General features: G+C 66.7%; 26 protein-coding genes. 11 read left to right on the top strand and 15 right to left on the bottom strand.

What is annotated here, in order from left to right; translation table 11 throughout:
• The first annotated feature begins 73 nt into the window (after positions 1-73).
• The 3 genes from VNQ78_RS20715 (at position 74) to gluQRS (ending at position 2,991) form a co-directional block, all read left to right on the top strand.
• Entirely contained in the window at positions 74-697 is a 624-nt protein-coding gene (locus tag VNQ78_RS20715) for a 50S ribosomal protein L25/general stress protein Ctc (protein WP_325693990.1), read from the top strand.
• Between the two features lie 111 nt (positions 698-808).
• Positions 809-2,149 (top strand): methylenetetrahydrofolate--tRNA-(uracil(54)-C(5))-methyltransferase (FADH(2)-oxidizing) TrmFO, encoded by a 1,341-nt coding sequence (gene trmFO, locus VNQ78_RS20710; RefSeq protein WP_325693729.1) that lies wholly within the window; start codon positions 809-811, stop codon positions 2,147-2,149.
• A complete protein-coding gene (gluQRS, locus tag VNQ78_RS20705) occupies positions 2,146-2,991 on the top strand; it encodes a tRNA glutamyl-Q(34) synthetase GluQRS (protein WP_325693726.1) in 846 nt (281 codons plus the stop codon). Before trmFO ends, gluQRS begins: the two co-directional genes overlap by 4 nt.
• On the opposite strand, the gene hisI is transcribed toward gluQRS, so the two are convergent.
• Entirely contained in the window at positions 2,973-3,338 is a 366-nt protein-coding gene (gene hisI / locus VNQ78_RS20700) for a phosphoribosyl-AMP cyclohydrolase (protein ID WP_325693724.1), read from the bottom strand. The genes gluQRS and hisI overlap by 19 nt on opposite strands.
• A 69-nt stretch (positions 3,339-3,407) precedes the next feature.
• On the opposite strand from hisI, the gene VNQ78_RS20695 reads away from it, so the two are divergent.
• The gene (locus VNQ78_RS20695; RefSeq protein ID WP_325693721.1) at positions 3,408-3,866 is read left to right on the top strand and encodes an iron-sulfur cluster assembly scaffold protein; all 459 of its coding nucleotides are present in this window, start codon (positions 3,408-3,410) and stop codon (positions 3,864-3,866) included.
• Positions 3,867-4,194: 328 nt separating this feature from the next.
• On the opposite strand, the gene recG is transcribed toward VNQ78_RS20695, so the two are convergent.
• The 4 genes from recG to VNQ78_RS20675 all read right to left on the bottom strand — a co-directional run bounded on the left by recG (position 4,195) and on the right by VNQ78_RS20675 (position 9,878).
• A complete protein-coding gene (gene recG / locus VNQ78_RS20690) occupies positions 4,195-6,306 on the bottom strand; it encodes an ATP-dependent DNA helicase RecG (protein WP_325693718.1) in 2,112 nt (703 codons plus the stop codon).
• A complete protein-coding gene (ligA, locus tag VNQ78_RS20685) occupies positions 6,282-8,708 on the bottom strand; it encodes an NAD-dependent DNA ligase LigA (protein ID WP_325693716.1) in 2,427 nt (808 codons plus the stop codon). The genes recG and ligA overlap by 25 nt, the downstream gene beginning before the upstream one ends.
• Positions 8,709-8,803: 95 nt before the next feature.
• On the bottom strand, positions 8,804-9,511 hold the full coding sequence (ctrA, locus tag VNQ78_RS20680) for a response regulator transcription factor CtrA (RefSeq protein ID WP_325693713.1): 708 nt from the start codon (positions 9,509-9,511) through the stop codon (positions 8,804-8,806).
• 91 nt (positions 9,512-9,602) lie between these two features.
• Positions 9,603-9,878 carry a DUF1153 domain-containing protein gene (locus VNQ78_RS20675; protein ID WP_325693711.1) on the bottom strand — a complete coding sequence of 92 codons (276 nt, stop codon included), beginning with the start codon at positions 9,876-9,878 and terminating at the stop codon, positions 9,603-9,605.
• A gap of 169 nt (positions 9,879-10,047) precedes the next feature.
• Here VNQ78_RS20675 and mnmA point away from each other — a divergent pair, with 169 nt between their 5' ends.
• Positions 10,048-11,217: a tRNA 2-thiouridine(34) synthase MnmA gene (mnmA, locus tag VNQ78_RS20670; RefSeq protein WP_414694123.1), complete on the top strand. Its 1,170-nt coding sequence runs from the start codon at positions 10,048-10,050 to the stop codon at positions 11,215-11,217.
• Between the two features lie 3 nt (positions 11,218-11,220).
• Here the strand turns inward: mnmA and VNQ78_RS20665 are convergent, their stop codons facing one another.
• Positions 11,221-11,628 (bottom strand): SufE family protein, encoded by a 408-nt coding sequence (locus VNQ78_RS20665; RefSeq protein WP_325693984.1) that lies wholly within the window; start codon positions 11,626-11,628, stop codon positions 11,221-11,223.
• 134 nt (positions 11,629-11,762) lie between these two features.
• Between VNQ78_RS20665 and VNQ78_RS20660 the strand changes: the two genes are divergently transcribed.
• Positions 11,763-12,281: a hypothetical protein gene (locus VNQ78_RS20660; RefSeq protein ID WP_325693707.1), complete on the top strand. Its 519-nt coding sequence runs from the start codon at positions 11,763-11,765 to the stop codon at positions 12,279-12,281.
• A 57-nt stretch (positions 12,282-12,338) separates the two neighbouring features.
• On the opposite strand, the gene VNQ78_RS20655 is transcribed toward VNQ78_RS20660, so the two are convergent.
• From VNQ78_RS20655 to miaB, 4 genes are all read right to left on the bottom strand, one after another.
• A complete protein-coding gene (locus tag VNQ78_RS20655; RefSeq protein WP_325693705.1) occupies positions 12,339-12,887 on the bottom strand; it encodes a GNAT family N-acetyltransferase in 549 nt (182 codons plus the stop codon).
• 110 nt (positions 12,888-12,997) lie between these two features.
• The gene (gene rpmA, locus VNQ78_RS20650) at positions 12,998-13,270 is read right to left on the bottom strand and encodes a 50S ribosomal protein L27 (RefSeq protein WP_325693702.1); all 273 of its coding nucleotides are present in this window, start codon (positions 13,268-13,270) and stop codon (positions 12,998-13,000) included.
• Between the two features lie 12 nt (positions 13,271-13,282).
• Positions 13,283-13,663 carry a 50S ribosomal protein L21 gene (gene rplU / locus VNQ78_RS20645; RefSeq protein ID WP_325693700.1) on the bottom strand — a complete coding sequence of 127 codons (381 nt, stop codon included), beginning with the start codon at positions 13,661-13,663 and terminating at the stop codon, positions 13,283-13,285.
• Positions 13,664-13,857: 194 nt separating this feature from the next.
• The gene (miaB, locus tag VNQ78_RS20640; RefSeq protein ID WP_325693695.1) at positions 13,858-15,195 is read right to left on the bottom strand and encodes a tRNA (N6-isopentenyl adenosine(37)-C2)-methylthiotransferase MiaB; all 1,338 of its coding nucleotides are present in this window, start codon (positions 15,193-15,195) and stop codon (positions 13,858-13,860) included.
• A gap of 67 nt (positions 15,196-15,262) precedes the next feature.
• Here miaB and VNQ78_RS20635 point away from each other — a divergent pair, with 67 nt between their 5' ends.
• Positions 15,263-15,604, top strand: a complete 342-nt coding sequence (locus VNQ78_RS20635) for a TfoX/Sxy family protein (protein WP_325693692.1) — start codon at positions 15,263-15,265, stop codon at positions 15,602-15,604.
• Here VNQ78_RS20635 and VNQ78_RS20630 read toward each other — a convergent pair.
• On the bottom strand, positions 15,583-16,032 hold the full coding sequence (locus VNQ78_RS20630) for a DUF2380 domain-containing protein (RefSeq protein ID WP_325693689.1): 450 nt from the start codon (positions 16,030-16,032) through the stop codon (positions 15,583-15,585). The genes VNQ78_RS20635 and VNQ78_RS20630 overlap by 22 nt on opposite strands.
• 203 nt (positions 16,033-16,235) lie before the next feature.
• On the opposite strand from VNQ78_RS20630, the gene VNQ78_RS20625 reads away from it, so the two are divergent.
• Positions 16,236-17,597 (top strand): aminotransferase, encoded by a 1,362-nt coding sequence (locus VNQ78_RS20625; RefSeq protein ID WP_325693686.1) that lies wholly within the window; start codon positions 16,236-16,238, stop codon positions 17,595-17,597.
• 15 nt (positions 17,598-17,612) lie between these two features.
• On the opposite strand, the gene VNQ78_RS20620 is transcribed toward VNQ78_RS20625, so the two are convergent.
• Entirely contained in the window at positions 17,613-17,882 is a 270-nt protein-coding gene (locus VNQ78_RS20620; RefSeq protein ID WP_325693683.1) for a DUF3572 domain-containing protein, read from the bottom strand.
• Positions 17,883-17,981: 99 nt separating this feature from the next.
• Here VNQ78_RS20620 and VNQ78_RS20615 point away from each other — a divergent pair, with 99 nt between their 5' ends.
• The 3 genes from VNQ78_RS20615 (at position 17,982) to VNQ78_RS20605 (ending at position 20,595) form a co-directional block, all read left to right on the top strand.
• Positions 17,982-19,391 (top strand): diguanylate cyclase domain-containing protein, encoded by a 1,410-nt coding sequence (locus VNQ78_RS20615; RefSeq protein ID WP_325693680.1) that lies wholly within the window; start codon positions 17,982-17,984, stop codon positions 19,389-19,391.
• Positions 19,392-19,468: 77 nt separating this feature from the next.
• Positions 19,469-19,903: a DUF983 domain-containing protein gene (locus tag VNQ78_RS20610; RefSeq protein WP_325693677.1), complete on the top strand. Its 435-nt coding sequence runs from the start codon at positions 19,469-19,471 to the stop codon at positions 19,901-19,903.
• A complete protein-coding gene (locus tag VNQ78_RS20605) occupies positions 19,900-20,595 on the top strand; it encodes a DNA mismatch repair protein MutT (protein ID WP_325693675.1) in 696 nt (231 codons plus the stop codon). Before VNQ78_RS20610 ends, VNQ78_RS20605 begins: the two co-directional genes overlap by 4 nt.
• 3 nt (positions 20,596-20,598) lie before the next feature.
• On the opposite strand, the gene VNQ78_RS20600 is transcribed toward VNQ78_RS20605, so the two are convergent.
• From VNQ78_RS20600 to VNQ78_RS20590, 3 genes are all read right to left on the bottom strand, one after another.
• Positions 20,599-21,369, bottom strand: a complete 771-nt coding sequence (locus tag VNQ78_RS20600) for an enoyl-CoA hydratase-related protein (protein ID WP_325693673.1) — start codon at positions 21,367-21,369, stop codon at positions 20,599-20,601.
• Between the two features lie 69 nt (positions 21,370-21,438).
• A complete protein-coding gene (locus tag VNQ78_RS20595; protein WP_325693670.1) occupies positions 21,439-21,891 on the bottom strand; it encodes a cytochrome c-type biogenesis protein in 453 nt (150 codons plus the stop codon).
• Between the two features lie 5 nt (positions 21,892-21,896).
• Positions 21,897-23,594, bottom strand: a 1,698-nt coding sequence (locus VNQ78_RS20590) for a heme lyase CcmF/NrfE family subunit (RefSeq protein WP_325693667.1), incomplete at its 5' end; no start/stop codon positions are given.

Here is a 23,594-nt window from a genome sequence, read left to right as displayed (position 1 = left end):
GAACTATAGGCGCGGCTTCGGCCATGCACCCTTGGAGGATGGCCGCGAACACTCATATGTAAGGAATACCAATATGGCCAAAGAGATCCCTGATCTGGTGGCCGAGGCACGCGCGGGGACAGGCAAGGGGGCCGCCCGCCAAGCTCGCCGCGAAGGCAAGGTGCCCGGCATCGTTTATGGCGACGGCAAAGAGCCGACGCCGATCCAGCTCGAGTTCAACTCGCTGCTGACCAAACTGCGCGCAGGTCGCTTCATGTCCACGCTGTGGAACCTGAAGGTCGAAGGCCAGGATGACGTCCGCGTCGTCTGCCGCGGCGTCCAGCGCGACGTGGTGAAAGACCTGCCGACGCATATCGACTTCATGCGCCTGCACCGCAATACCCGCGTGAACCTGTTCATCCACGTGACCTTCGAGAACCACGAAGCTGCTCCGGGCCTGAAGCGCGGCGGCACCCTGGTCGTCGTCCGTCCCGAGGTCGAGCTGGTCGTGACCGCTGCGGACATCCCCGATCACATCACCGTCGACCTGACGGGCAAGCAGATCGGTGACACCATCCACATCAACGACATCGTCCTGCCGAAAGGCGTCAAGCCGACGATCGACCGCAACTTCGTCATCGCGAACATCGCCGCGCCCTCGGGCCTGCGTTCGGAAGACAATGCGGAAGCCGCGGCAGAAGAAACCACCGAGGCCTGATTTCCTTCCGGCCAAGGGTTCGACAGATCGGGCGGCATCCCCAGCGGGTGCCGCCCTTTTGCTTGTCCGGCGGGAATGCTATGACGCCCGCCTGACGCGAAGGGGTAAAAGATGGAACCTGTCCACATCATCGGCGCGGGCCTCGCGGGCTCGGAAGCGGCATGGCAGATCGCGCGCGCCGGCGTGCCCGCCATCCTGCACGAGATGCGCCCGGCGGTCGAAACCTTCGCCCATCGCACCGGCGACTGCGCCGAGATGGTCTGCTCGAACAGCTTCCGTTCCGATGACGACCAGATGAACGCGGTCGGGCAATTGCATTGGGAGATGCGCGCGGCCGGCGGCCTGATCATGGCCATGGCCGACCGCCACCGGCTGCCCGCGGGCGGCGCGCTGGCGGTGGATCGCGACGCCTTCTCGGCCGCGGTGACGCAGGCGCTGCGGGACGAGCCGCTGGTCAGCTTCGAGCCGGGCGAGATCACCGAGCTTCCCACCTCGGGCCGCTGGATCGTCGCGACCGGGCCGCTGACCTCGGCCGCGCTGGGGCAGTCGATCCTTGGCGCGACCGGCGAAGGCGCGCTCGCCTTCTTCGATGCCATCGCCCCGATCGTCCATGCCGAAACCATCGACATGTCGGTCTGCTGGCTGCAAAGCCGCTACGACAAGGGCGAGACCGAGGAAGAGCGCACCGCCTATATCAACTGCCCGATGACCCGCGAGGATTACGAGGGCTTCATCGACGCGCTTCTGGCCGCCGACAAGACCGAGTTCCACGAGGGCGAGACGGCGGGCTATTTCGACGGCTGCCTGCCGATCGAGGTCATGGCCGAGCGCGGGCGCGAGACGCTGCGCCATGGCCCGATGAAGCCGGTGGGCCTGACCAATGCCCATAACCCGACCGAGAAACCCTATGCGGTTGTCCAGCTTCGCCGCGATAACGCCCTGGGCACGCTTTATAATATCGTGGGTTTCCAGACCAAGATGAAATACGGCGCCCAGACCGAGGTTTTCCGCCGTATCCCCGGCCTGCAAAACGCCAGCTTCGCGCGGCTGGGCGGCATCCACCGGAACACCTTCCTGAACTCGCCGCGCCTGATCGACGACCGGCTGCGCTTGCGCTCGCGTCCGAACCTGCGCTTTGCCGGGCAGGTCACGGGGGTCGAGGGCTATGTGGAAAGCGCCGCGATGGGCCTTCTCGCCGGTCGCATTGCCGCGGCCGAGGCTCTGGGTCGCGACCTGCCGCCGCCGCCCGTCACCACCTCGATGGGCGCGCTGGTCAACCACATCACCGGCGGGGCGGATGCCAAGACCTTCCAGCCGATGAACGTGAATTTCGGCCTCTATCCCCCGCTCGAGGAAATGCGCGGCGGGCGAAAGGGCCGCAAGGACCGCTATCCGGCCTATACCGACCGCGCCAAGGAGGACTTTCGCGGCTGGCTCGCGGGTCAGGCGTGAACCGCACGCGGTTCGCCCCCTCGCCCACCGGCCCGCTGCATCTGGGCCATGCCTTCGCGGCCCTGACCGCAGCCAGGCTGGCCGATCCCGGCCAGTTCCTGCTGCGGATCGAGGATATCGACCAGAGCCGCTGCCGTCCCGAATATGAGGCCCTGATCTTCGAGGATCTGCACTGGCTGGGCCTCGACTGGCCGCACCCGGTCATGCGCCAGTCCGACCGCCTGCCCGCCTATCGGCAGGCGCTCGACCGGCTTGCGGCGCTGGGGCTGATCTATCCCTGCCGCTGCGGTCGGGCCGATATCCGCGCCGCGCTTTCCGCCCCGCAGGAGGGGGCCGAGGTGCCGATCGGTCCCGATGGGCCGGTCTATCCCGGCACCTGTCGCCATCGGAGCATGGCCGAGGCCGCGCCGGGCGACGCGATCCGCCTGAACGTGGCGCGCGCCTTCGAATGGCTCGGGCTGGCGGAAACGTCCTTCGGGGACGAGAATATCACGCCCGGCACTCCCCATCGCCTCGCGGCGCAGGATTTCATCGCGGGGATCGGCGACGTGGTGCTGGCGCGGCGCGGCATGGGCACGTCCTATCACCTCTCGGTGGTGGTGGACGATGCGGCGCAGGGGATCACGCTGGTCACGCGCGGCAAGGATCTGCTGGATTCGACCCATATCCACATCCTGTTGCAGCGCCTGCTGGGCCTGCCCACTCCGCGCTATCACCATCACCGCCTGATCCGCGACGAGGCGGGCAAGCGCCTTGCCAAGCGCGACGACGCCCGCGCCCTGCGCCTCTATCGCGAGGAAGGCATGACTGCCGCCGAACTGCGTCAGTCGCTGGGGTTCTGAGGCTCCATGATCACCACTTCCTCGCCGCCCCTCAGCGCAGTGTAAAAGCAGCTTCGCCGGTTGGTGTGACAGGCGGGGCCGGTCTGCTCGACCAGCACGAGGAGGCAGTCGCGGTCGCAATCGACGCGCAGCTCGGCCAGCTTCTGGACATGGCCCGAGCTTTCGCCCTTGACCCAGAACGACTGGCGCGAGCGCGACCAGTAGGTGACCTTGCCGCTCTCCAGCGTGCGGGCGACGGATTCGGCGTTCATCCAGGCCATCATCAGCACCTCGCCGCTCTGGTAATCCTGCGCGATGGCGGGGATCAGCCCGTTTGCGTCATATTTCAGGCTGGCGGGGTCGAACATCGGCTTTCCTTTCGGCGGCGTCGCACCTATCTAGACATGGCGCGACCCAAGCGAAAGCCCAGGCGAGACATGGCCGATACCGATCTGATGCAGCTCTATTCGCGCCGAATCCTGGCCTTGGCGTCGGATATCCCCCATCTCGGCAAGCTTGCCGAACCGACCGGCAGCGCACATCGCCGCTCGCCGCAATGCGGATCGTCGGTGACGGCGCATGTGGTCGTGCGCGACGGGAAGGTCGCCGATTTTTCGCAAGAAGTGCGGGCCTGCGCGCTGGGTCAGGCCTCGGCCTCGGTGCTGGGGGCCACCGTCCTCGGGCGCAGCCGCGACGAAATCGCGAAGGCCACCGCAGAGCTGACCGCCATGCTGAAATCGGATGGCCCGCCCCCAACCGCTCCGTTCGACGGGCTAGAGGCGCTGCTTCCGGCGCGTGAATTCCCGAACCGCCACGCCTCCATCCTGCTCGCCTGGCAGGCCGTGCTGGATGCGATGGATTCCTCGGCGGAATCCGCGACAAACCAGCCGGCCTGACCGGCGAATAAAATGCCGACCCACAAGGGGCCGGCAGTTGCGCGCATAAGAGACCGGGGACAGGTCACGGCAGGACCAGGCGAAGGTGCCGCCAGCGCGGGGCAGGACAAAATCAGAAGGGTCAGGCGACCATGACCGGCGGAACGATCGCCGGCAGGGAAAACAGCAGAACGGCCGTCACCGAAATTGCGACGACACCAACAAGATCAGAGAGAGTTTCGCGGGTCATTGTCAGTTCTCCACGGTGTGTTTCACATTTGTTCTCACCGAATCGGAACAAAGTAAAGAACTTTTTAGGAACATTAATGGAACATGAGGCGGGCTGAGGTCAGCCTGCCGCAATCAGGCGGATCGCGCGGTCCTGCTCCATCAGCCAGAGCAGCAGCCGAACCGCCCGCCCGCGTTCGCTCTCCATCGCCGGGTCGCGCTCAAGGAAAGCCTGCGCATCCTTCCGCGCCAGCGCCATCAGGCCGGCCTGACGTTCCAGATCGGCGATGCGAAAGCGCGGCAACCCGGATTGCGCGGTGCCGATCACGTCGCCCGCGCCGCGCATGACCAGATCCTCCTCGGCGATGCGGAAACCGTCCTCGGTCTCGCGCAGGATGCCGAGCCGCCGCCGCCCGGTCTCCGACAGCGGCTCGTGATAGATCAGCAGGCAGCTCGACGCCTTGCTGCCGCGCCCGACCCGGCCCCTCAGCTGGTGAAGCTGCGCGAGGCCAAAGCTTTCCGCGCGTTCGATCACCATGATCGTCGCTTCGGGAACGTCCACGCCGACCTCGATCACCGTGGTTGCGACAAGGATACCGGCGCGCCCGGTGGCGAAATCCGCCATCGCCGCGTCACGCTCCTCGGGCGGCATCTGGCCGTGGACCAGACGGACCTGATCTCCGAAACGGGCGCGCAATTCCTTGAACCGCGCCTCGGCCGCGGTCAGGTCGACGGCCTCGCTCTCCTCGACCAGCGGGCAGACCCAATAGGCGCGCGCCCCACCCTCCAGCGCGCGGGAGAGGTGGTCCAGCACTTCGGGCAGGCGCGTATCGGCCATGACCGTGGTGCGGATCGGCTGCCGCCCGGCGGGCTTTTCGTCAAGGATCGACAGGTCCATGTCGCCGAACTGCGCCAGCGCCAGCGAGCGCGGGATCGGCGTCGCGGTCATCACCAGCATGTCGGGCGGCAGGTGCCCGCCCTTCGCGACAAGCTCCATCCGCTGGTTGACGCCAAAACGGTGCTGCTCGTCGATGATGGCAAGTCGGAGGTCGCGGAACTCGACCGTCTTCTGGATCACCGCATGGGTGCCGATCAGGACGTCGATCCGCCCCTCGCTGAGGTCGGTCAGGATATTGCTGCGGGCATCACCCTTGTCGCGCCCGGTCAGAACCTCGAGGCGGATGCCGGCGAGACGTGCCAGCGGCTCCAGCGCGCGGAAATGCTGGCGGGCGAGGATCTCGGTCGGGGCCATCAGCACGCCCTGCCCGCCCGCCTCGACCGCGACCAGCAGCGACAGGAACGCAACCAGCGTCTTGCCCGCCCCGACATCGCCCTGAAGCAACCGGTTCATGCGGCGCGGCGCGGCCATGTCGGCGGCAATCTCCTCGACCGCGCGGCGCTGCGCCCCGGTCGGCGGCCATGGCAGCCCGACCAGAACCTTGTCGCGCAGATGCCCGTCGGCACGGGTGACAAGGCCCGCGAGCCGCCGCCGGTCCCGGCGCAGCAGCGCAAGCGTCATCTGATGCGCGAAAAGTTCGTCATAGGCGAGGCGCGCCCGCGCGGGATCGGTGGGCGCAAGCTGACCCGGCCCGGCGGGGGCATGGGCCCGCGCCAGCGCCTCGGCCCAGGCGGGCCAGCCCTCGCGCGCGACCAGCGCCGGGTCGATCCACTCGGCCACCTCGGGCAGGCGCGTCATTGCGGCGCGCACCGCCTTTTGCACCACGCCCTGCGTCAGCCGGCCGGAGAGGGGATAGACCGGCTCGAAATCCGGCGGCGGCGGTGACCCCTCGGGTGCAATCAGGTCGGGATGGACCATCTGCGCCATGCCGTCGAAAAGCTCGATCTTGCCCGAGACGAGGCGGCGCGCGCCCACTGGAAGCTGCCCCTCGATCCAGTCGCGGCGCGGATGAAAGAAGACGAGTTGCAACTCGGAAGTCCCGTCCGAGCATTGCACCCGCCACGGCCGCCCCTTTGTCGCCGGCGGATGGTGTCGCTCGACACGGACAGTCACCGTCACGATCTCGGGCGGATGCGCCTCGGCCAGATGCGCGATCGCGCGGCGGCGGATGCCGGAATGGGGCAAAGTCAGGATCAGGTCACGCGGGCGCGTCACGCCCAACTGCGCGAAAGCCTCGGCCGCGCGGGGGCCGACGCCCGGCAGCGTCTCGAGCGAGGCGAAAAGCGGGAAGAGCGCCGGGGGCCGCCCCCCTATCCCTTGGCGATCAGCAGCCATTCGTCCTCGTCGATGACCTTGATGCCCAGATCCGCCGCCTTCTTCGCCTTGGAGCCCGCGCCCGGCCCCGCGATCAGCAGGTCCGTCTTGGCCGAGACCGAGCCCGCGACATGGGCGCCAAGCGCCTCGGCCCGCGCCTTGGCTTCGGCCCGGGTCATCTTCTCAAGGGTGCCGGTGAAAACCAGCGTCTTGCCGGTGATCTCGCTATCCGTCGCCCGTGCCTCGGGGGGGATAATGTCGGTGAGGGCGGTGATCAAACGGTCGATTGCGCCGCGCTCGCGCGGATTGGCGAAGGCGTCGGAAAGCGAAATGGCCAGCGCCGGGCCGATGCCATTGGCCGAGGTCAGATGCGACCATGCCGCCTCGGCCTCGGGCGGAACCTCAAGCCCTGCGGTCGCTGCGGCACGCGCCTCGCTGATGCGGGCGCGGCGGCCCTCGGCGCTCGCGGCCTTGCGCTCGTCCTCGGCGGCAAGATCGGCGGCGCGATGCGCCAATGCGGCGGGGCGCAACCGGTCCAGCGCCCCGGCCAGCGCCTCCCAACTGCCGAAATGGCGGGCGAGGTCATTGGCCGCCACCTCGCCCGCGTGGCGGATCCCGAGGGCGAAGATCAGCCGGTGCAACTCGATCCGCCGCTTGGCCTCGATCGCCTGGAAAAGATTGCTGGCGCTGGTCGCGCCCCAGCCCTTCACCTCGGCAAGGGGCGTCGCCGAGAGCTTCTCGAACGCCCGGCTCTCGCCATTCGTCGCGAGGCTCATGGAATCGACCCCGAGAGAAATCAGCAATTCGCGGCTTTCCTCGGGATCCTTGTCGCGCAGGAAATCCTCTGCCCGCTCGGCCAGCATCTTGCGGCCGGAGGCGTCGCGGTCCCTGAGGGTGAAGATGTCGGAGGGTTCAGCGATCCAGTTCAGGCGGTGGAACAGCTCGACCTGCTTGGCGCCCAGCCCCTCGATATCGAAGGCGGCGCGCGAGACGAAATGGCGCAGCTTCTCGACCGCCTGCGCGGGGCAGATCAGGCCGCCGGTGCAGCGCCGGACCGAATCGCCCTCCTCCCGCGCGGCTGGAGAGCCGCATTCCGGGCAGATCTCGGGGAAGGCATAGGGCACGGCGCCCGGCTCGCGCTTGGCCAGATCGACATCGGCGACCTTCGGGATGACGTCACCGGCGCGATAGACCTCGACCCAGTCGCCAATGCGGATGTCCTTGCCGCCCCGGATCTCGCGCCCGTCGGCACCGCGGCCGGCGATGTAATCCTCATTGTGCAGCGTCGCGTTCGAGACGACGACGCCCCCGACCGTCACCGGATGCAGCCGCGCGACCGGGCTCAGCGCCCCGGTCCGCCCAACCTGAATGTCGATGGCCTCCAGCCGGGTCCAGGCGCGTTCGGCCGGGAATTTATGCGCGATCGCCCAGCGAGGCGTGGTCGAACGCATCCCGAGCCGCGCCTGATAGCCAAGGTCGTTCACCTTGTAGACCACGCCGTCGATGTCATAGCCCAGCGTCGCGCGCATCTGCTCGATCCCGGCCCAAGTCTCGATCATCTCGGCGACGGAATGGCAAAGGCGCATATGCGGGTTGGTGCGAAAGCCGAAGCCCTCCATCCGCGCGACCGCGCCCATCTGGGTCTGGGCAAGCGGCTCGGAAAGCTCGCCCCAGGCATAGGCGAAGAAGCGCAGGGGCCGTGCCGCGGTGATCGAGGGGTCAAGCTGGCGCAGTGATCCGGCGGCAGCATTCCGCGGATTGGCAAAGACCCGGCCGCTGTCGGATTGGTTCAGCTTCTCGAAATCGTCATGCGACATGTAGCATTCGCCGCGAATCTCGACGATGGCGGGAATAGCGGCCCCGGCCAGCCGATGCGGTATGTCCGAGATGGTGCGGGCATTGGCGGTCACATTCTCGCCCACCGCGCCATCGCCGCGCGTCGCCGCCTGCACGAGTTCGCCGTTCTCATAGCGCAGCGACAGCGAAAGCCCGTCGATCTTCGGCTCGGCAGTGACCTCCAGCGGCACATTCGCGGGCAGGCTGAGGAAGGACCGCACACGCTGTACGAAGGCCGTCGCATCCGCCTCGTCAAAGGCATTCTCCAGCGACAGCATCGGCAGGCGATGGGCCGCCTTGGCAAAGCGCAGGTCGGGCGCCGCCCCCACCTGCCGCGTCGGACTGTCCTGCGTGCGGAGCGCCGGGAAACGCTCCTCGATCGCGGCCAGACGGCGCTTCTTCGCGTCATATTCCGCGTCGCTGATAAAGGGGGCGTCCTCGGCGTGATAGGCCTCGTTCGCGCGCTGGAGGGTTTCGGCCAGCGATGCGGCCTCGGCCCGCGCCGTCGTCTCATCAAGGCCTTCGACCCCGGCTGCGACCTCCGGCGGGGTCTCGTCCGCAGCCTGATCCTTCGTTTCCCGGGCCATCGCCGCCTCCGCCTTCGCCAGCCCGACAGGGGCTTTTCTTCAGGCCCAGAGTGATAGCTTCTTGCCGGACTTCTTGTCCAGCGCCTCGGCCCGTCTCAGGCCGTGCGCAGCGCCTCCTGCCGCTCACGGATGGGATCGCGCAGGACATAGCCGCGCCCCCATACGGTCTCGATATGGTTCTCGCCGTTCAGCGCCGCGGCCAGCTTCTTGCGCAGCTTGCAGACGAAAACGTCGATGATCTTCAACTCCGGCTCGTCAAGGCCGCCGTAAAGGTGGTTCAGGAACATCTCCTTGGTGAGGGTGGTCCCCTTCCTCAGGCTGAGCAGTTCGAGGATCTGGTATTCCTTGCCGGTCAGGTTGACCGGGCGGCCATCGACCTCGACCGAGCGGGCGTCGAGGTTCACGACCATCCCGCCGGTGCGGATCACCGACTGGCTGTGGCCCTTGGAGCGGCGGATGATGGCCTGGATGCGTGCAACCAGCTCGTCCCGGATGAACGGCTTCGTCATGTAATCGTCGGCGCCGAAGCCGAAGCCGCGCAGCTTGACCTCGGTATCGTCGGAACCGGTCAGGATTAGGATCGGCGTATCGACGCGCGACATGCGGATCTGGCGCAAGACCTCCATCCCGTTCATGTCGGGAAGGTCGAGGTCGAGCAGGATCAGATCGTAGTCGTAGAGCTTGGCGAGATCGATACCCTCTTCGCCCATGTCGGTGCGATAGACGTTGTAGCTCGCCTGCGTCAGCATCAACTCGATGCTGCGAGCAACGGGCTGGTCGTCTTCCACAAGAAGAATGCGCATTTCAATGCCTCTGGTCGATCCGGTTTGGAGCGGTTTTTTCACGAAAACGTTAATAGCATGTTACCAAGGGAAGTCTCCCCCATAAAACAACCTATAGTTGTTTAAATTTCTGTAACCGCGTGATTTTCAACGCATCGTGCCCGTGGCGCGACACCGCCTGCTGCCAGGAATCGAACTCTTCCTCGGTCAGGTCATAACGGCGGAGCGCAGCGTCGCGGCTGAGCAGCCCGTGCTGGACTGCCGCCACCACCACCGCCTTGCGCCGCGCAACCCATCGCGTCCTGCTGGGCGGCAGGTCGGCGAGGGTCAGGATGCTGCCATCCGGCAGGGTGGCGGTGCGCCGGCCGGGCGTTTTCTTCACGAACATCTGCAAAACTCCTGTCCAGAGCAGCACCGTCCTCGCAGGAAAACCTTAAATCACCGTGAAACAGCGCCGGGTTCCGCCCCTCCCGGCCTTGAGAATTGCGGCAATTTTCACTAAATGTCCTGCGATACCGGCGCGGACCCACCTTCGAATACGCGCCAAAGGATGATCCATGACAAGCCGCAGCCAAGCCCTTCGCGCAGATGCGCCAGATATGCCATTGAACTCGCTGGGTTTTGCGAAACCTCCGGCCGAGACGCGCGTGGTCGTCGCAATGTCAGGGGGCGTCGACAGCTCGGTCGTCGCCGCGAAACTCGCGGCCGAGGGCTATGACGTCATCGGCGTGACGCTGCAGCTTTACGACCATGGCGCGGCGCTGGCAAAGAAGGGCGCCTGCTGCGCGGGTCAGGATATCCATGACGCCCGGCGCGTTGCCGAGCGCGTGGGCTTTCCCCATTACGTCCTCGATTACGAGAACAAGTTCCGCGAATCCGTGATCGAGGAATTTGCCGACGCCTATCTTGCCGGCGCGACGCCGGTACCCTGCATCCGCTGCAACGAGCGGGTGAAGTTCCGCGACCTGCTGCAAACTGCGCGCGAACTGGACGCCGATTGCATGGCGACCGGGCATTACATCCGCCGCTTCGATGGTCCGAAGGGGCCGGAGCTGCACATGGCGGCCGACCCGAACCGCGATCAAAGCTATTTCCTGTTCTCGACCACGCAGGAACAGCTCGACTTCCTGCGCTTTCCGCTGGGCGGGCTGCAAAGCAAGGCCGAGACCCGCGCGCTGGCCGCGGAATACGGCCTCGCGGTCGCCGACAAGCCGGACAGCCAGGACATCTGCTTCGTTCCGAACGGCAATTATGCCAGCGTGATCGAGAAGCTGCGCCCCGGCTCGGCCGATCCGGGTGAGATCGTGGACATGGACGGGAATGTGCTGGGCACCCATCGCGGCGTGATCCATTACACCATCGGCCAGCGCCGTGGCCTCGGCATCGGCGGGCTGGGTGATCCGCTTTACGTCGTGCGCCTAGACCCCGACGCGCGGCGCGTCATCGTCGGGCCGAAGCAGGCGCTCGCCACCAAGGTGGTTCCGGTGACCGAGGTGAACTGGCTGGGTGACGAACCCTTCGAGGGCGAAATCGCGATCACCGCGCGCATCCGGTCGACCCGACCGCCCCGCCCGGCGATCCTGCGCCCGACCGGACCGAACCGGGCCGAAGTCGAATTGCTCGATGCCGAGGAAGGCGTCAGCCCCGGTCAGGCCTGCGTCTTTTATGCGACCGAGGGCACGCGTGTTCTGGGCGGCGGCTGGATCTCGCACCGCCGCGGCGGCTGATCCTCAGCCAGCGGCGGCCAGCAGGCGGATACGCTCAACCATGGCGCGCAGACCATTCGACCGCTGCGCCGAAAGATGCTCCTCAAGCCCGAGGCGGCGCAATTCGGCCGGCGCGTCGATGGCCGTGACTTCGCCCATGGGCACGCCGGAATAAAGCGCGTGCAGAATGGCGATCAGGCCGCGCACGATCAGCGCATCGCTGTCGCCATCGAAATCGAACCTGCCGCCGTCGATCCGGGGCATGATCCAGACCTGGCTCGCACAGCCCTCGACCTTGGTTGCGGGAACTTGCAGCGCCGGGTCCATCGGCGGCATCGCCTTGCCCAGTTCGATGACATGGCGATAGCGCTCCTCCCAGTCATCGAGAAAATCGAAGGTCTCGGCGATGTCTTCAAAGGCGGGCGTGGCCATGGCAGTCCTTTCCATCCGGTTCTCCCGGGGCGGCCTTGGCATAGCGCGATGGCGCGCAGAGGTCAAAGAGGCTTTCGCGCCTTCGCGCTTTGTCCTATCACACCACGGAAACGACAAGAACGGGGGCGGCCGACATGCGGATCAGGACCTTGGGACATATCGGCTGCGCAATGCTGGTGCTTGCGGGATGCGGACGGTTCGGCGGGGACAGCGACAGCAGCTGGAATCCGTTCCGATGGTTCGGCGGCGGCTCGAATCAGCCCACCACGCTCGAGCCGGAGGGCGGCTATCCGACCACCACCACCGACGGGCGGCTGGGTCTGGCCCATATCACCGCGGCCCGCTGGGAGCCGCTCTATGAGGGCCGCCTGCTGGTCGTGGACGCGATCCCGGCGACGAAAGGCTGGTGGAACGTCGCCCTCGTGACCGAGGTGCCGATGCCGCGCGGCCGCGTCCGGGCCGATGCGACCGGAACCCTGCGCCTGCGTCTGGTCGGAAACCCGCCCGCCAAGGGCACCGCCGCCGCAAGCAGCCCGGCCAATCCGACAAGCGACACGATCACCACCGCCATGACCATCTCGAACGAGGCGCTTGCCGGGGTTGATGAGGTGATCATCACCGGCGGCGGAAACAGCGTGACGCTGCGCAAATAACCCCTCACGAAATGAAAAAGGGCACCCGAAGGTGCCCTTTCGTTTTCCGTGGCCCGGTCAGGCCATCTTGCGAAGATAGGTCCAGGTCGGCACCCGCGCATCGCGCGCGACCGACCAGCTCTCGGCATCGCCGAGATATTCGAAACCGCAATTCGTCAGCACGCGGGCCGAGCCGGGATTGTCCTGAAACGCCTCGGCGAACAGGGTGCGCGAGCCGTGGGGATTGGCGGCGACAAGGGCCGCGACGGCCTCGGTCGCGAATCCGGTATTCCAGAAGCCCGCCCCGATCCAGAAGCCCAGTTCGGACTGGTCCGGCTCGATCCGGGTCAGCGAGACCACGCCCAGAAGCTCGGCAAGCTTGTTCTCGGACCCGTCGATGGCCCAGACATCCTCGTCCCGCTCGGGCGACATGGCGCGCTTGACATAGGCCTCGGATGCGCCCGGCGGCAGCGGATGGGGAATCGAGCGCGTGCCCACGGCGACCCTGCGGTCCTGGGTGTAATGCGCGATCAACCCGGCATCCGACCGCCTCAGCGGCCGCAACAAAAACCGTTCGGTCGCGATCTGGGCCTGCATGTGCAGGTCCGGCGCGAACTGGTCATTCATCAAAGTTTCCTCCCTCGTCCTCAGAAAACATATGTGCATGGTCCATGGAAAACCGAAGGGGACCGGCTTTCGCCGATCCCCTTTTTTAGCACCGTAGTGTTAAAATCGGCTTATTCGGCAGCCTCGAGATTGGCCGGAAGCACGGAAATGAAGGTGCGGCCCTTGAGGCCCTTGCGGAACGTTACCTGGCCGTCGGTCAGGGCGAACAGCGTGTGGTCACGGCCCATGCCGACATTGGCGCCGGCCCACCAGGTGGTGCCGCGCTGACGCACGATGATGTTGCCGGCCACAGCTTGCTGACCGCCATAGAGTTTCACGCCAAGACGGCGACCGGCCGAATCGCGACCGTTGCGGGACGAACCGCCTGCTTTCTTATGTGCCATGGGTCAGTCTCCTCAGTTGGCGGTTTCGGCGTCGTGGCGGCGTGCAAGACGCGCACCGACAGCAACTTTGACGTCGGACTTGTCCGCGCCTTTTTCCAGCAGCTCGGTGACGCGAACCAGCGTCAGTTGCTGACGGTGGCCACGGGTGCGCTGGGACGAGTGCTTGCGGCGGCGCTTGACATAGGTGATGACCTTGTCAGCCTTGATGTTGTCGATGACTTCGGCCTGCACGGCAGCGCCAGCAACCAGCGGCGCACCGATGGTCGAGCCGATCATCAGCACTTCGTTGAACTGGATCTTGTCGCCAGCTTCGGCGTTCAGCTTTTCAACGCGCAGCACGTCACCGGCCTGAACCCGGTACTGCTTGCCGCCCGTCTTGAGAACTGCGAACATTCCGTCTTTCCTTGCTTCTACCGCGTCCTGCGGCCCCTGCGAGGCAGGTGTTGGGGATCCGGGATCCGCCTTCGGACAGCGCACCCTTTGGTTGTGGGTGAGATTAAAATAACGCACCGGCAACGGGCAAATACCCGGCCGGTCGCGGTCATATGGCGGATTCGCCGCGGAAAGTCAATCGGAATGCAGGCCGGTCAGGCCAGAAGCTCACCCGCAAGTGAATTCGGCGCGCTACGCGTGATCCGAACCCGGACGAGGTCGCCGACACGGGCGTCGGGCGCCTCGACAAAGACCGCGTGAAGATAGTCTGACTTGCCAACCATCTGGCCCTCGAGCCGGCCGGGCTTTTCGAAGAGAACCCCAAGCTCGCGCCCGATCATGCCCTCCTGCGCGGCCTTCTGCTGGGCCGAAAGCAGCGCCTGAAGCTCCTGCAACCGCGCATCGGCGACCTCGCTCTCGATCTCGGGCCGGTCATAAGCCGGGGTGCCGGGGCGAGGGGAATACTTGAAGCTGAAGGCAGTGCCGAAATTCACCCGCCGGACAAGGTCCAGCGTATCGGCATGGTCCTGATCCGTCTCGCCGGGGAAGCCGACGATGAAGTCGCTGGTCAGCATGATGTCGGGCCGCGCATCGCGGATGCGGTCGATCAGGCGCAGATACTGGTCGACCGTATGCTTGCGGTTCATCGCCTTCAGGATGCGGTTCGACCCCGATTGCACCGGCAGATGCAGATAGGGCATCAGCTTCGGCTCGGCCCGGTGCGCCTCGATCAGGTCATCGGCCATGTCGTTCGGGTGGCTGGTGGTATAGCGGATGCGGTCCAGCCCGTCGATCTCGGCCATGGCGCGGATCAGGCGGCCAAAGCCCCATTCGCGGCCCCCTTCGCCCATCCCATGCCAGCCGTTGACGTTCTGGCCCAAGAGCGTGATCTCGCGCACGCCGCGCGATACCAGATCGCGCGCCTCGCGCAGGATGCGGTCGACGGGACGGCTGACCTCGGACCCGCGGGTATAGGGCACGACGCAGAAGGCGCAGAACTTGTCACAGCCCTCCTGCACCGTCAGGAAGGCCGCGGGCGCGCGGCGGGTCGCGGCGGGCTTCGGCAGATGCTCGAACTTGTCCTCGGCCGGGAATTCGGTGTCGACGCCCCTGCCCGCGCGGGCCATGGCGGGCAGGCGGTGATAGGCTTGCGGGCCGACGACCAGATCGACGATCGGCATCCGGCGCTGGATCTCCTCGCCCTCGGCCTGCGCAACACAGCCCGCGACGCCGATCTTCAGATCGGGCCGCTCGGCCTTCAGCGGCTTCAGCCGGCCAAGATCGGAGTAAAGCTTCTCGGCCGCCTTCTCGCGGATATGGCAGGTGTTCAGCAGCACCATGTCGGCTTCCGACTGGTCTTCGGTCAGGACATAGCCCTCGGCACCCATGGCCTCGGCCATGCGCTGGCTGTCATAGACGTTCATCTGACAGCCATAGGTCTTGATGAAGAGCTTTTTCGCCGCCTGAGCGTTGGTGCTGGCTTGGTCGGTCATGCCGTGCTGTCCTTGGAGTTCGCGCGCTGATACAGGAAAGCATGAGCTTTGGAAAGTCTGGCAGCGCATGACCGACCTGACCGGGATCCCGAATATCGGCCCCGCCACCGCCCGCGCGCTGATCGCGGCAGGCATCCCCGAGGCCGCCGCTCTGCGCCGGATCGGCGCGCATGAAGCCTATCGCGCCCTGATCGCGAATGGCGAGCGGCCGCATTTCATCGGCTATTACGTCCTGCACATGGCCTTGCAGGGCCGTCCATGGAACGATTGCCGGGGTGAGGAAAAGGCGGCCCTGCGCAAGACATTCGACGGGCTGGTCGCCGAGACGCGCGGGCCAGCGCTCTCGGGGATCGAGGCGGAGCTGCGCGAGATCGGGCTGATCTCGCCTCAGCCGGCCGGGCGCAGCTGACGGGCAAGGAAGCGGCCAGCGCGGCGCCATGCCTCGTCATTGTCGCCGCGAAAGTTCAGCTCCTTGTGGACCACCATCCGCCCCTCGTCGACATTGACGACGCTGGCGAAGATCTGAAGGATCAGCGTGCTGGCCTTTTGCACGACGATGAAAAGCCCCCGATCCGCCCCGCGTTCCTTCAGGAGGCCGAGAAGGCAGTCGGTCGTCTCGCGCGGGCAGGCCGCCGCGACCTCCTCGCGTGAGAGCGTGACGCCCGGGAGTTCCTCGCTCAGCACATCGGACAGCAGGTCGAGGCGGCGGGCATGGTCGCCGGCCTGATCCTCGGCCTCATGCGAGGTGTCGAGCAGCTTGACCGGCAGAATCATCAGCGGGTCCGCCAGCGTGGAGACTGGCAGCCAGAGGCAAAGGACAAGGATCAGCAATCGCATGTCTGATGGCCCGCAATGGCGACAAGGGCCAGTCTGCGCCGGGCGCAGGGACCGCACAATTCGGAAAAACGTCGGAGAGCGCGGGCAGATCGACGCCGCCCCGCTTTCCTCCCGTCACTCCGCCCGAAGGCGCGGCCTGCCCCATTGAATGCCTCACGGCGCCCGGCTAGCCTTGCCCGGACATGCATACGGAGGCTGATGCCATGAACCAACTGCAAAGCTGGGAAGCCCGCGCCGAGGAATATTCGCTCTACGGTTTCACGGACATGCCATCGGTCCACCAGCGCGGAACGGTGGTCATCACCCGCGGCGAGGGGCCTTATATCATCGACGTGAACGGCCGCCGCTATCTCGACGCCAATTCGGGCCTCTGGAACATGGTCGCGGGCTTCGATCACAAGGGTCTGATCGAGGCAGCAAAGACCCAATACGAGCGCTTCCCCGGCTATCACGCCTTCTTCGGGCGCATGTCCGACCAGACGGTCATGCTGTCGGAAAAGCTGGTCGAGGTCTCGCCCTTCGACCGGGGCCGGGTGTTCTATACCAATTCGGGCTCCGAAGCGAATGACACCATGGTCAAGATGCTGTGGTTCCTGCATGCCGCCGAGGGCAAGCCCGAACGCCGCAAGATCCTGACGCGCTGGAACGCCTATCATGGCGTGACCGCCGTTTCCGCCTCGATGACCGGCAAGCCCTATAACTCGGTCTTCGGGCTGCCGTTGCCGGGTTTCATCCACCTGACCTGCCCGCATTACTGGCGTTTCGGCGAGGAAGGCGAGAGCGAGGAGCAATTCGTCCAGCGCCTCGCCCGCGAGCTTGAGGAGACGATCGCGCGCGAAGGGGCCGACACCATCGCCGGTTTCTTCGCCGAGCCGGTGATGGGCGCGGGCGGCGTCATCCCTCCGGCCCAAGGGTATTTCCAGGCGATCCTGCCGATCCTGAAAAAGCACGACATCCCGATGATTTCGGACGAGGTGATCTGCGGCTTCGGGCGCACCGGGAACACCTGGGGCTGCGAGACCTACAACTTCATGCCCGATGCCATCATCTCGTCCAAGAACCTGACGGCGGGTTTCTTCCCGATGGGCGCGGTGATCCTCTCGGGACCGCTCGCCGACCGGATGCAGGACGCGATCGAACGGATCGAGGAGTTTCCGCATGGCTTCACCGCCTCGGGCCATCCCGTCGGTTGCGCGATCGCGCTGAAGGCGATCGACGTCGTGATGAACGAGGGGCTGGCCGAGAATGTCCGCCACCTCGCCCCCCGGTTCGAGGAAGGGCTGCAACGCCTCGCCCTGAAGCCCAATATCGGCGAATATCGCGGCATCGGCTTCATGTGGGCGCTTGAGGCGGTAAAGGACAAGCCGACCAAGACGCCCTTCGACAGCACGCTTTCGGTCAGCGAGCGGATCGCCAATACCTGCACCGATCTGGGGCTGATCTGCCGGCCGCTGGGTCAGTCCGTTGTCCTCTGCCCGCCCTTCATCCTGACCGAGGGGCAGATGGACGAGATGTTCGAAAAGCTGGAAAAGGCCCTCGACAAAGTCTTTGCCGAGGTCGCCTGACCCGGTCGGGCGATCCTACCAGGGATCGCCCCCGCCAAGGACCGCGCGCGCCATCACCACCCGCTGCGGCTGAAGACCGGCCGAGGCGGCGAAATCCAGCACGCGCTGATCCTGTTCCAGCAGGAAATCCAGCACGAATTGCGCGAATTCCGGCCGCGCGGCCATGGCGCGCAGCCCGGCCGCATCCGTTCCGGCCTGCCCCAGGAAGGCTGCCACCAGCTCCGCATCCGCCGCGATATGGCTGAAACCGGCATCGGCGATGTCGCGCGCTTCGGATCTGGTCATCTTGCCCTCGCCTCTGTCGTTCCGATCAGGAATGGAAACGGTTTTTTAATCATTGCGGCGGCAAGATGCGCGGAAGGGAATGGGGTGTAAAGCAGCCAGATGAACGTAGCGGGACGCATTCTTGTCGCGGATGGTGCGCCGGCGACGCGGATCGGGATGAAAGCGCGGCTGAACTCCGCGTGCTACGAGGTGACGGCAACCGGCTCGGGGCGGGAGGCGCTGCGGATCGCCGCGACTGTCCAGCCGCAGATCGTCCTGATCGGGGCAAGCCTTCTCGACATGGACGGGGCCGAGCTTTGTGCCGCCCTGCGCAACCAGCGCAGCGGTGCCGACCTTCCGGTGCTGATGCAGGTCACGGACGCGCAGCGCATCCCCGCCCTCCGGGCCGGGGCCTCGGCCCTGATCGACGGGTTCGACGACGATCTGACGCTATTTGCCCGGATCCGCGGATTGATGCGCAGCGAGGGGCAGCTTTCACGTGGCGATCCGGGCCGCGAAGCCGCGCCCGGCTTTGCCGAGCCGGGGGCCGAATATCGCTGTCCCGGCAGGCCGCGCGCCGTCTTCGTGGCCGAGCAGCCGGGCGCGGCACTGGGCTGGCGCCATGCGCTGAAGGACTGGCTGGACATGGCGGTTTCGGTCAGCGACCCCGATCGCGCACTCTCGGATGCGGCAAGGGGGCGGGTGCCGGACCTCTACCTGATCGCGGGTGACATCCAGCAATCCGGCGACGGGCTGCGGTTGCTGTCGGAGCTGCGCTCGCGTCCGATGTCGCGCGATGCGGGCTTCGTCGTCGCCCTGCGACCCGAGCGGGCGGATCTGACCGCGATGGCGCTGGACCTTGGCGCGGGCGACGTGCTGACGGCGGATCTGGGCCAGCCCTCCGCCGCAATCGAGGCGGCGATGCGGCTCAGCGCCCAGCTTGACCGCAAGCTGGCCGACGACCGCAAGCGCGAGGAGGCGCGGCTCAACCTTCGCTGGGCGATGACCGATCCGCTGACTGGGCTCTCGAACCGCCGCCATGCCCTGCCCCGCCTGAGTGAGCTTCTGGCCGAGGCTGGCCGGAGCGGCGGGAACCTCGCGGTCATCCTGCTTGATCTCGACCGCTTCAAGCAGGTGAACGACCTGCATGGCCATGCCGCGGGCGACGCGGTGCTGCGCACCGTCGCGCGGCGGATGGCGGCGAGCCTGCCGCCCGGCGCACTGGTCGCCCGGATCGGCGGCGAGGAGTTCCTGATCGCCCTGCCCGATTGCACGCTCGATGCGGCCCGCAACCATGCCGAGGGGATCCGACGGGCCATCGCCGCCCCTGCGATCGACCTGCCGCCGGAATGCATGACCGGCGCGGTCTCGGTCACGATCTCGGCCGGCATTGCCGGCTGTGATGCGCGGCTGCGGCAGGCCGGAACGGAGATGAGCCAGCTCCTCGCACGGGCGGACCGCGCCCTCCTGACCGCCAAGTCGACCGGGCGGAACCGGATCATCGTCGCCCCCGCCGCCATCGCCGCATGAAGTGGTGCGACCTTTCGACCGCTTTTAATCCTGCCTCGCACATCCTAGATAGGATGGATCGGGAGAGGATTGCGTGAATGTCCGGACTTTCCAGAACCACCCCGGCCGAGCGGCCGCTGAAACCCGCAATGCTGCGCGGCGCGATGCGCCGCTGCCCTGCTTGCGGCGAGGGGGCCCTTTTCGACGGCTACCTGACCGTGCGCGACCATTGCGACCATTGCAGCGAGGATCTGTCGCATCAGCGCACCGATGACGGGCCGGCCTATCTGACGATCCTGCTGGTTTCGCATCTTGGCGCGCCATTGCTGCTGGCGGTCTACATGGCCTATCGGCCCTCGCCCATGGCGTTGCTGATCGGCTTCGGACTGGGCGCGATCGTCGCCTCACTGGCACTGCTGCCGGTCATCAAGGGCGGGTTCGTCGGCCTCCAATGGGCGCGGCGGATGCATGGCTTCGGGGGTGCGCCCGGCCGGCCCGAGGCGAAGCCCCGCGCAGAGCTTCCGCAGGCATGACGCCGACGGCCGACGCCCCGCCGATCCGCGATGCCGCGACGATCATCGTCCTTGATCGCGAAAGCCGTGGCGGACCATCGGTCCTGATGGGGCAGCGCGGCTCCTCCGCCGCTTTCATGCCCTCGAAATACGTCTTTCCGGGCGGGGCCGTCGATCCCGCCGATGCGTCGGTGCGCTTCGCGGCCGGACTTGGCCCGCAAGAGCAGCGCCGCCTCGCGGCCGAACCGCGGATGGATGCCCCCGCCGCCTCGCCAGAGGCCGTCGCCGCCGCCGCCCTGCGCGAACTGGCCGAGGAAACCGGCCTCCTGACCGGCACGCCCGGCCCCGCGCCCGAGGGTTGGGGGCATTATGCGGGCGCGGGGCTCAGCCCCGATCCCAGCGCGCTCATCTATTTCTTCCGCGCGATCACGCCGCCCGGACGGACCCGGCGCTTTGACGCGCGCTTCCTGCTGCTCGACGCAAGCCGCCTCCATGGCGATCGCTGCGATTTCAGCGCGGCCTGCGACGAGCTTTCGCATCTGCATTGGGTTCCGATCACCGAGGCGCGGGCGCTGGACCTGCCCTTCATCACCGAAGTGGCGCTGGCAGAGGTGGCAACCCTCGCCCGCGGCAAAGGGCCGCTTGCACCGCCCCCCGCCGTCCCCTTCTTCGACAATCGCGACAGCGAGCCGCGTTTCACCCGCATCGCCTGAGCGTCAGCGGCCCCGAAACACCGGCCGGCGCTTTTGCAGAAAGGCCGCGACCCCTTCGGCAAAATCCTCGGTCGCGGCCATGCGGGCCTGCAACCGGGCCTCGACCTCAAGCTGGGCGGCCATGTCATTGACCGCCGTTTCCGCCAATGCCTCGCGGATCGCGAGGTAGGATTGCGTCGGACCCTGGGCCAGAGCGGTCGCGCGCGCGGTCACCTGCGCCTCGAAGCCGGCATCCTCGACCGCCTCCCAGATCATGCCCCAATCCGCCGCCTGACGCGCGCTGACAGGCTCGGCGAAAAGCATCATCCCCTTGGCGCGCGCGGTGCCGGTGCTGCGCGGAATGATGAAGCTGCCCCCGGCATCGGGGATCAGGCCGATCCGGCTGAAGGCCTGCACAAAACTGGCGCTCTCGGCCGCGATCACCACATCCGCGGCAAGCGCCAGATTGGCCCCCGCCCCCGCGGCGATCCCGTTCACCGCCGCGATCACCGGAACCGGAGCCTCGGTGATCGCCCGCAACATCGGCTCATATTCCTCGCGCAGGATGCGGGCGACATCCAGCCCCGCAGTCGCATCCGAAAGATCCTGCCCCGAACAGAAGGCCTTGCCGTTCCCGGTCAGCACGGCGCAACGCGTGTCGGTGGGCAGATCCCTCAGCGCGGCGGTGATCTCGGCGCGCATGGTGCTGTTCAGCGCGTTCATCACCTGCGGCCGGTTCAGCACGATCCGGGTGATGTTCTCGTGATGCGAAACGGTGATGGTCTGATGGTCCATGGATCCTCCCTCGGCATTCGCCGGCCATCCTGACCTTAGCCCGCGCGGGGAGAAAGCACTGACCTCGCGTCAGTCGCGCATCAACCGGTCGAGCCGCGCCAGCTCCTCGGGATCAAGGGCATCAGCCTCGGTCTCCGCGCCCTCGCGCGCGCGGATGAAGCGCCAGCCGATCAGCAGCGCGATGAGCGCCATGACCGGGCCGGCGAGGTAGAGAACCCAGTTGATGCCCCGCGCCGGCGGCTCAAACAGGACATATTCGCCGAACCTGTCCACCACCGCCTCCAGCGCCGCGTCGTCGGTATCCCCGGAGACCAGCCGTTCGCGCAGGTAAAGCCGCAGGTCGCGGCTGATCGGGGCGTTCGATTCGTCGATCGTCTCACCCTGGCAGACCGGGCAGCGCAGCACTTTCGAGATCTCGCGCGCCCTCGCCTCCAGCGCCGGGTCAGAGAGGATCTCGTCGGGCTGCACCGCGAAAGCGGGACCGGCGACAAGCAGCATCAGGCAAAGGAGAAGATAGCGCATACCCGTCACTCGGCCGGCCGGACCATCGGCGCGGGACTGCGGGCCCCCGCCGCGACCCGGTATCTGCGGTCGGAGAGGCTGACCAGCCCGCCAAGCGCCATCAGCGCCGCGCCCAGCCAGATCCAGCTTGCGAAGGGCTTCACATAGCTGCGCACCGCCCAGCCGCCACCCGCCTGCGGATCGCCGATCACCAGATAGAGGTCGCGGAACAGGCCGTTCTGGATCGCGGCCTCGGTGGTCGGGGTGCCCTGAACCGGGTAAAGCCGCTTTTCGGGATGCATCACGGCGACCTCGCGCCCGCCCTTCACGACGCGCATCGTCGCGACGGTGGCGTCATAATTGGCGCCGGGACGCTCCTCGACCGCCTCCAGCGTGATCCGGTAGCCCGCGACGTCGAAGCTTTGGCCGACCTGGGCCACGCGGATATCCTCGACCTGCCAGGCCATCAGCAGGCTGACCCCGATGAACGTGACGCCAAGCCCGCCATGGGAAATCGCCTTGCCCCAATCCGCCCGCGGCAGGCGCCAGAGGCGCGAAATTCCCGAATTGCCGGTCCGCAGCCACAGGTCGGCAATCGCGCCCCCGACCAGCCAGGAGCCAAGCCCGGCCCCGATCACGGCAAGCGCCGAATGCCCGGTCGAGACTGCAAAGACCAGCGTGGCCACGGCCAGCGCAAAGACCAGCGGTCCGCGCAGCGACGGCAGGATCTTTTCCAGCCTGCCCCGTTTCCACGGCAGCATCGCCCCCAGCGGCAGCACGATGGCCAGCGCGATCATGAAGGGGGTGAAGGCCTTTTCGAAGAAGGGCGGGCCGACCGACAGCTTGCGGTCCCAAAGCATCTCGGCCACCAGCGGCCAGACGGTGCCGACAAAGACGACGAGGGCCGAGACAGCCAGCAGGATGTTGTTGAGAACCAGCGCCCCCTCGCGCGAGATCGGAGCGAAGGCGCCCTTGGCCTGCATCGCGCCCGCCCGCGCCGCATAGAGGGTCAGCGCGCCGCCCACGAAAAACGCGAGGATGGCAAGGATAAAGACCCCACGCTCGGGGTCGTTGGCAAAGCTGTGGACCGAGGTGATGATGCCCGAGCGGACGATGAACGTCCCGATCAGCGAGAAGCCGAAGGACATGATCGCAAGCAGGATGGTCCAGCTTTTCAGCACCTCGCGTTTTTCGACCACGATCGCCGAATGCAGAAGCGCGCCCGCCAGCAGCCAGGGCATGAAGCTTGCGTTCTCGACCGGGTCCCAGAACCAGAAGCCGCCCCAGCCGAGTTCGTAATAGGCCCACCAGGAACCGAGCGCGATGCCGATGGTCAGAAAGACCCATGCCGCCAGCGTCCAGGGCCGCACCCAGCGCGCCCAGGCGGCATCGACCCTGCCCTCGATCAGCGCCGCCACGGCAAAGCTGAAGGCCATCGAGAGACCGACATAGCCGAGATAGAGGAAGGGCGGATGGAAGGCGAGGCCCGGATCCTGCAGCAAGGGGTTCAGGTCGCGCCCGTCAAAGGGCGCGCTCTCAAGTCGCAGGAACGGGTTCGAGGTGAAAAGGATGAAGGCCAGGAACGCGACCCCGATCGCGCCCTGCACTGCAAGAACCCGCGCCCGAAGCCGTGGCGGCAGATTGGCGTCGAACACCGCCGCCGCCGCCCCGAAGAGCGCGAGGATCAGCACCCAGAGCAGCATCGACCCCTCGTGATTGCCCCA

Origin of the sequence: Paracoccus sp. (in: a-proteobacteria) (assembly GCF_035556475.1) — a bacterium.
Classification (GTDB): domain Bacteria; phylum Pseudomonadota; class Alphaproteobacteria; order Rhodobacterales; family Rhodobacteraceae; genus Paracoccus.
Note: the sequence above shows the minus strand (reverse complement) of the source record. Positions and strands in the feature narration are given on the sequence as shown.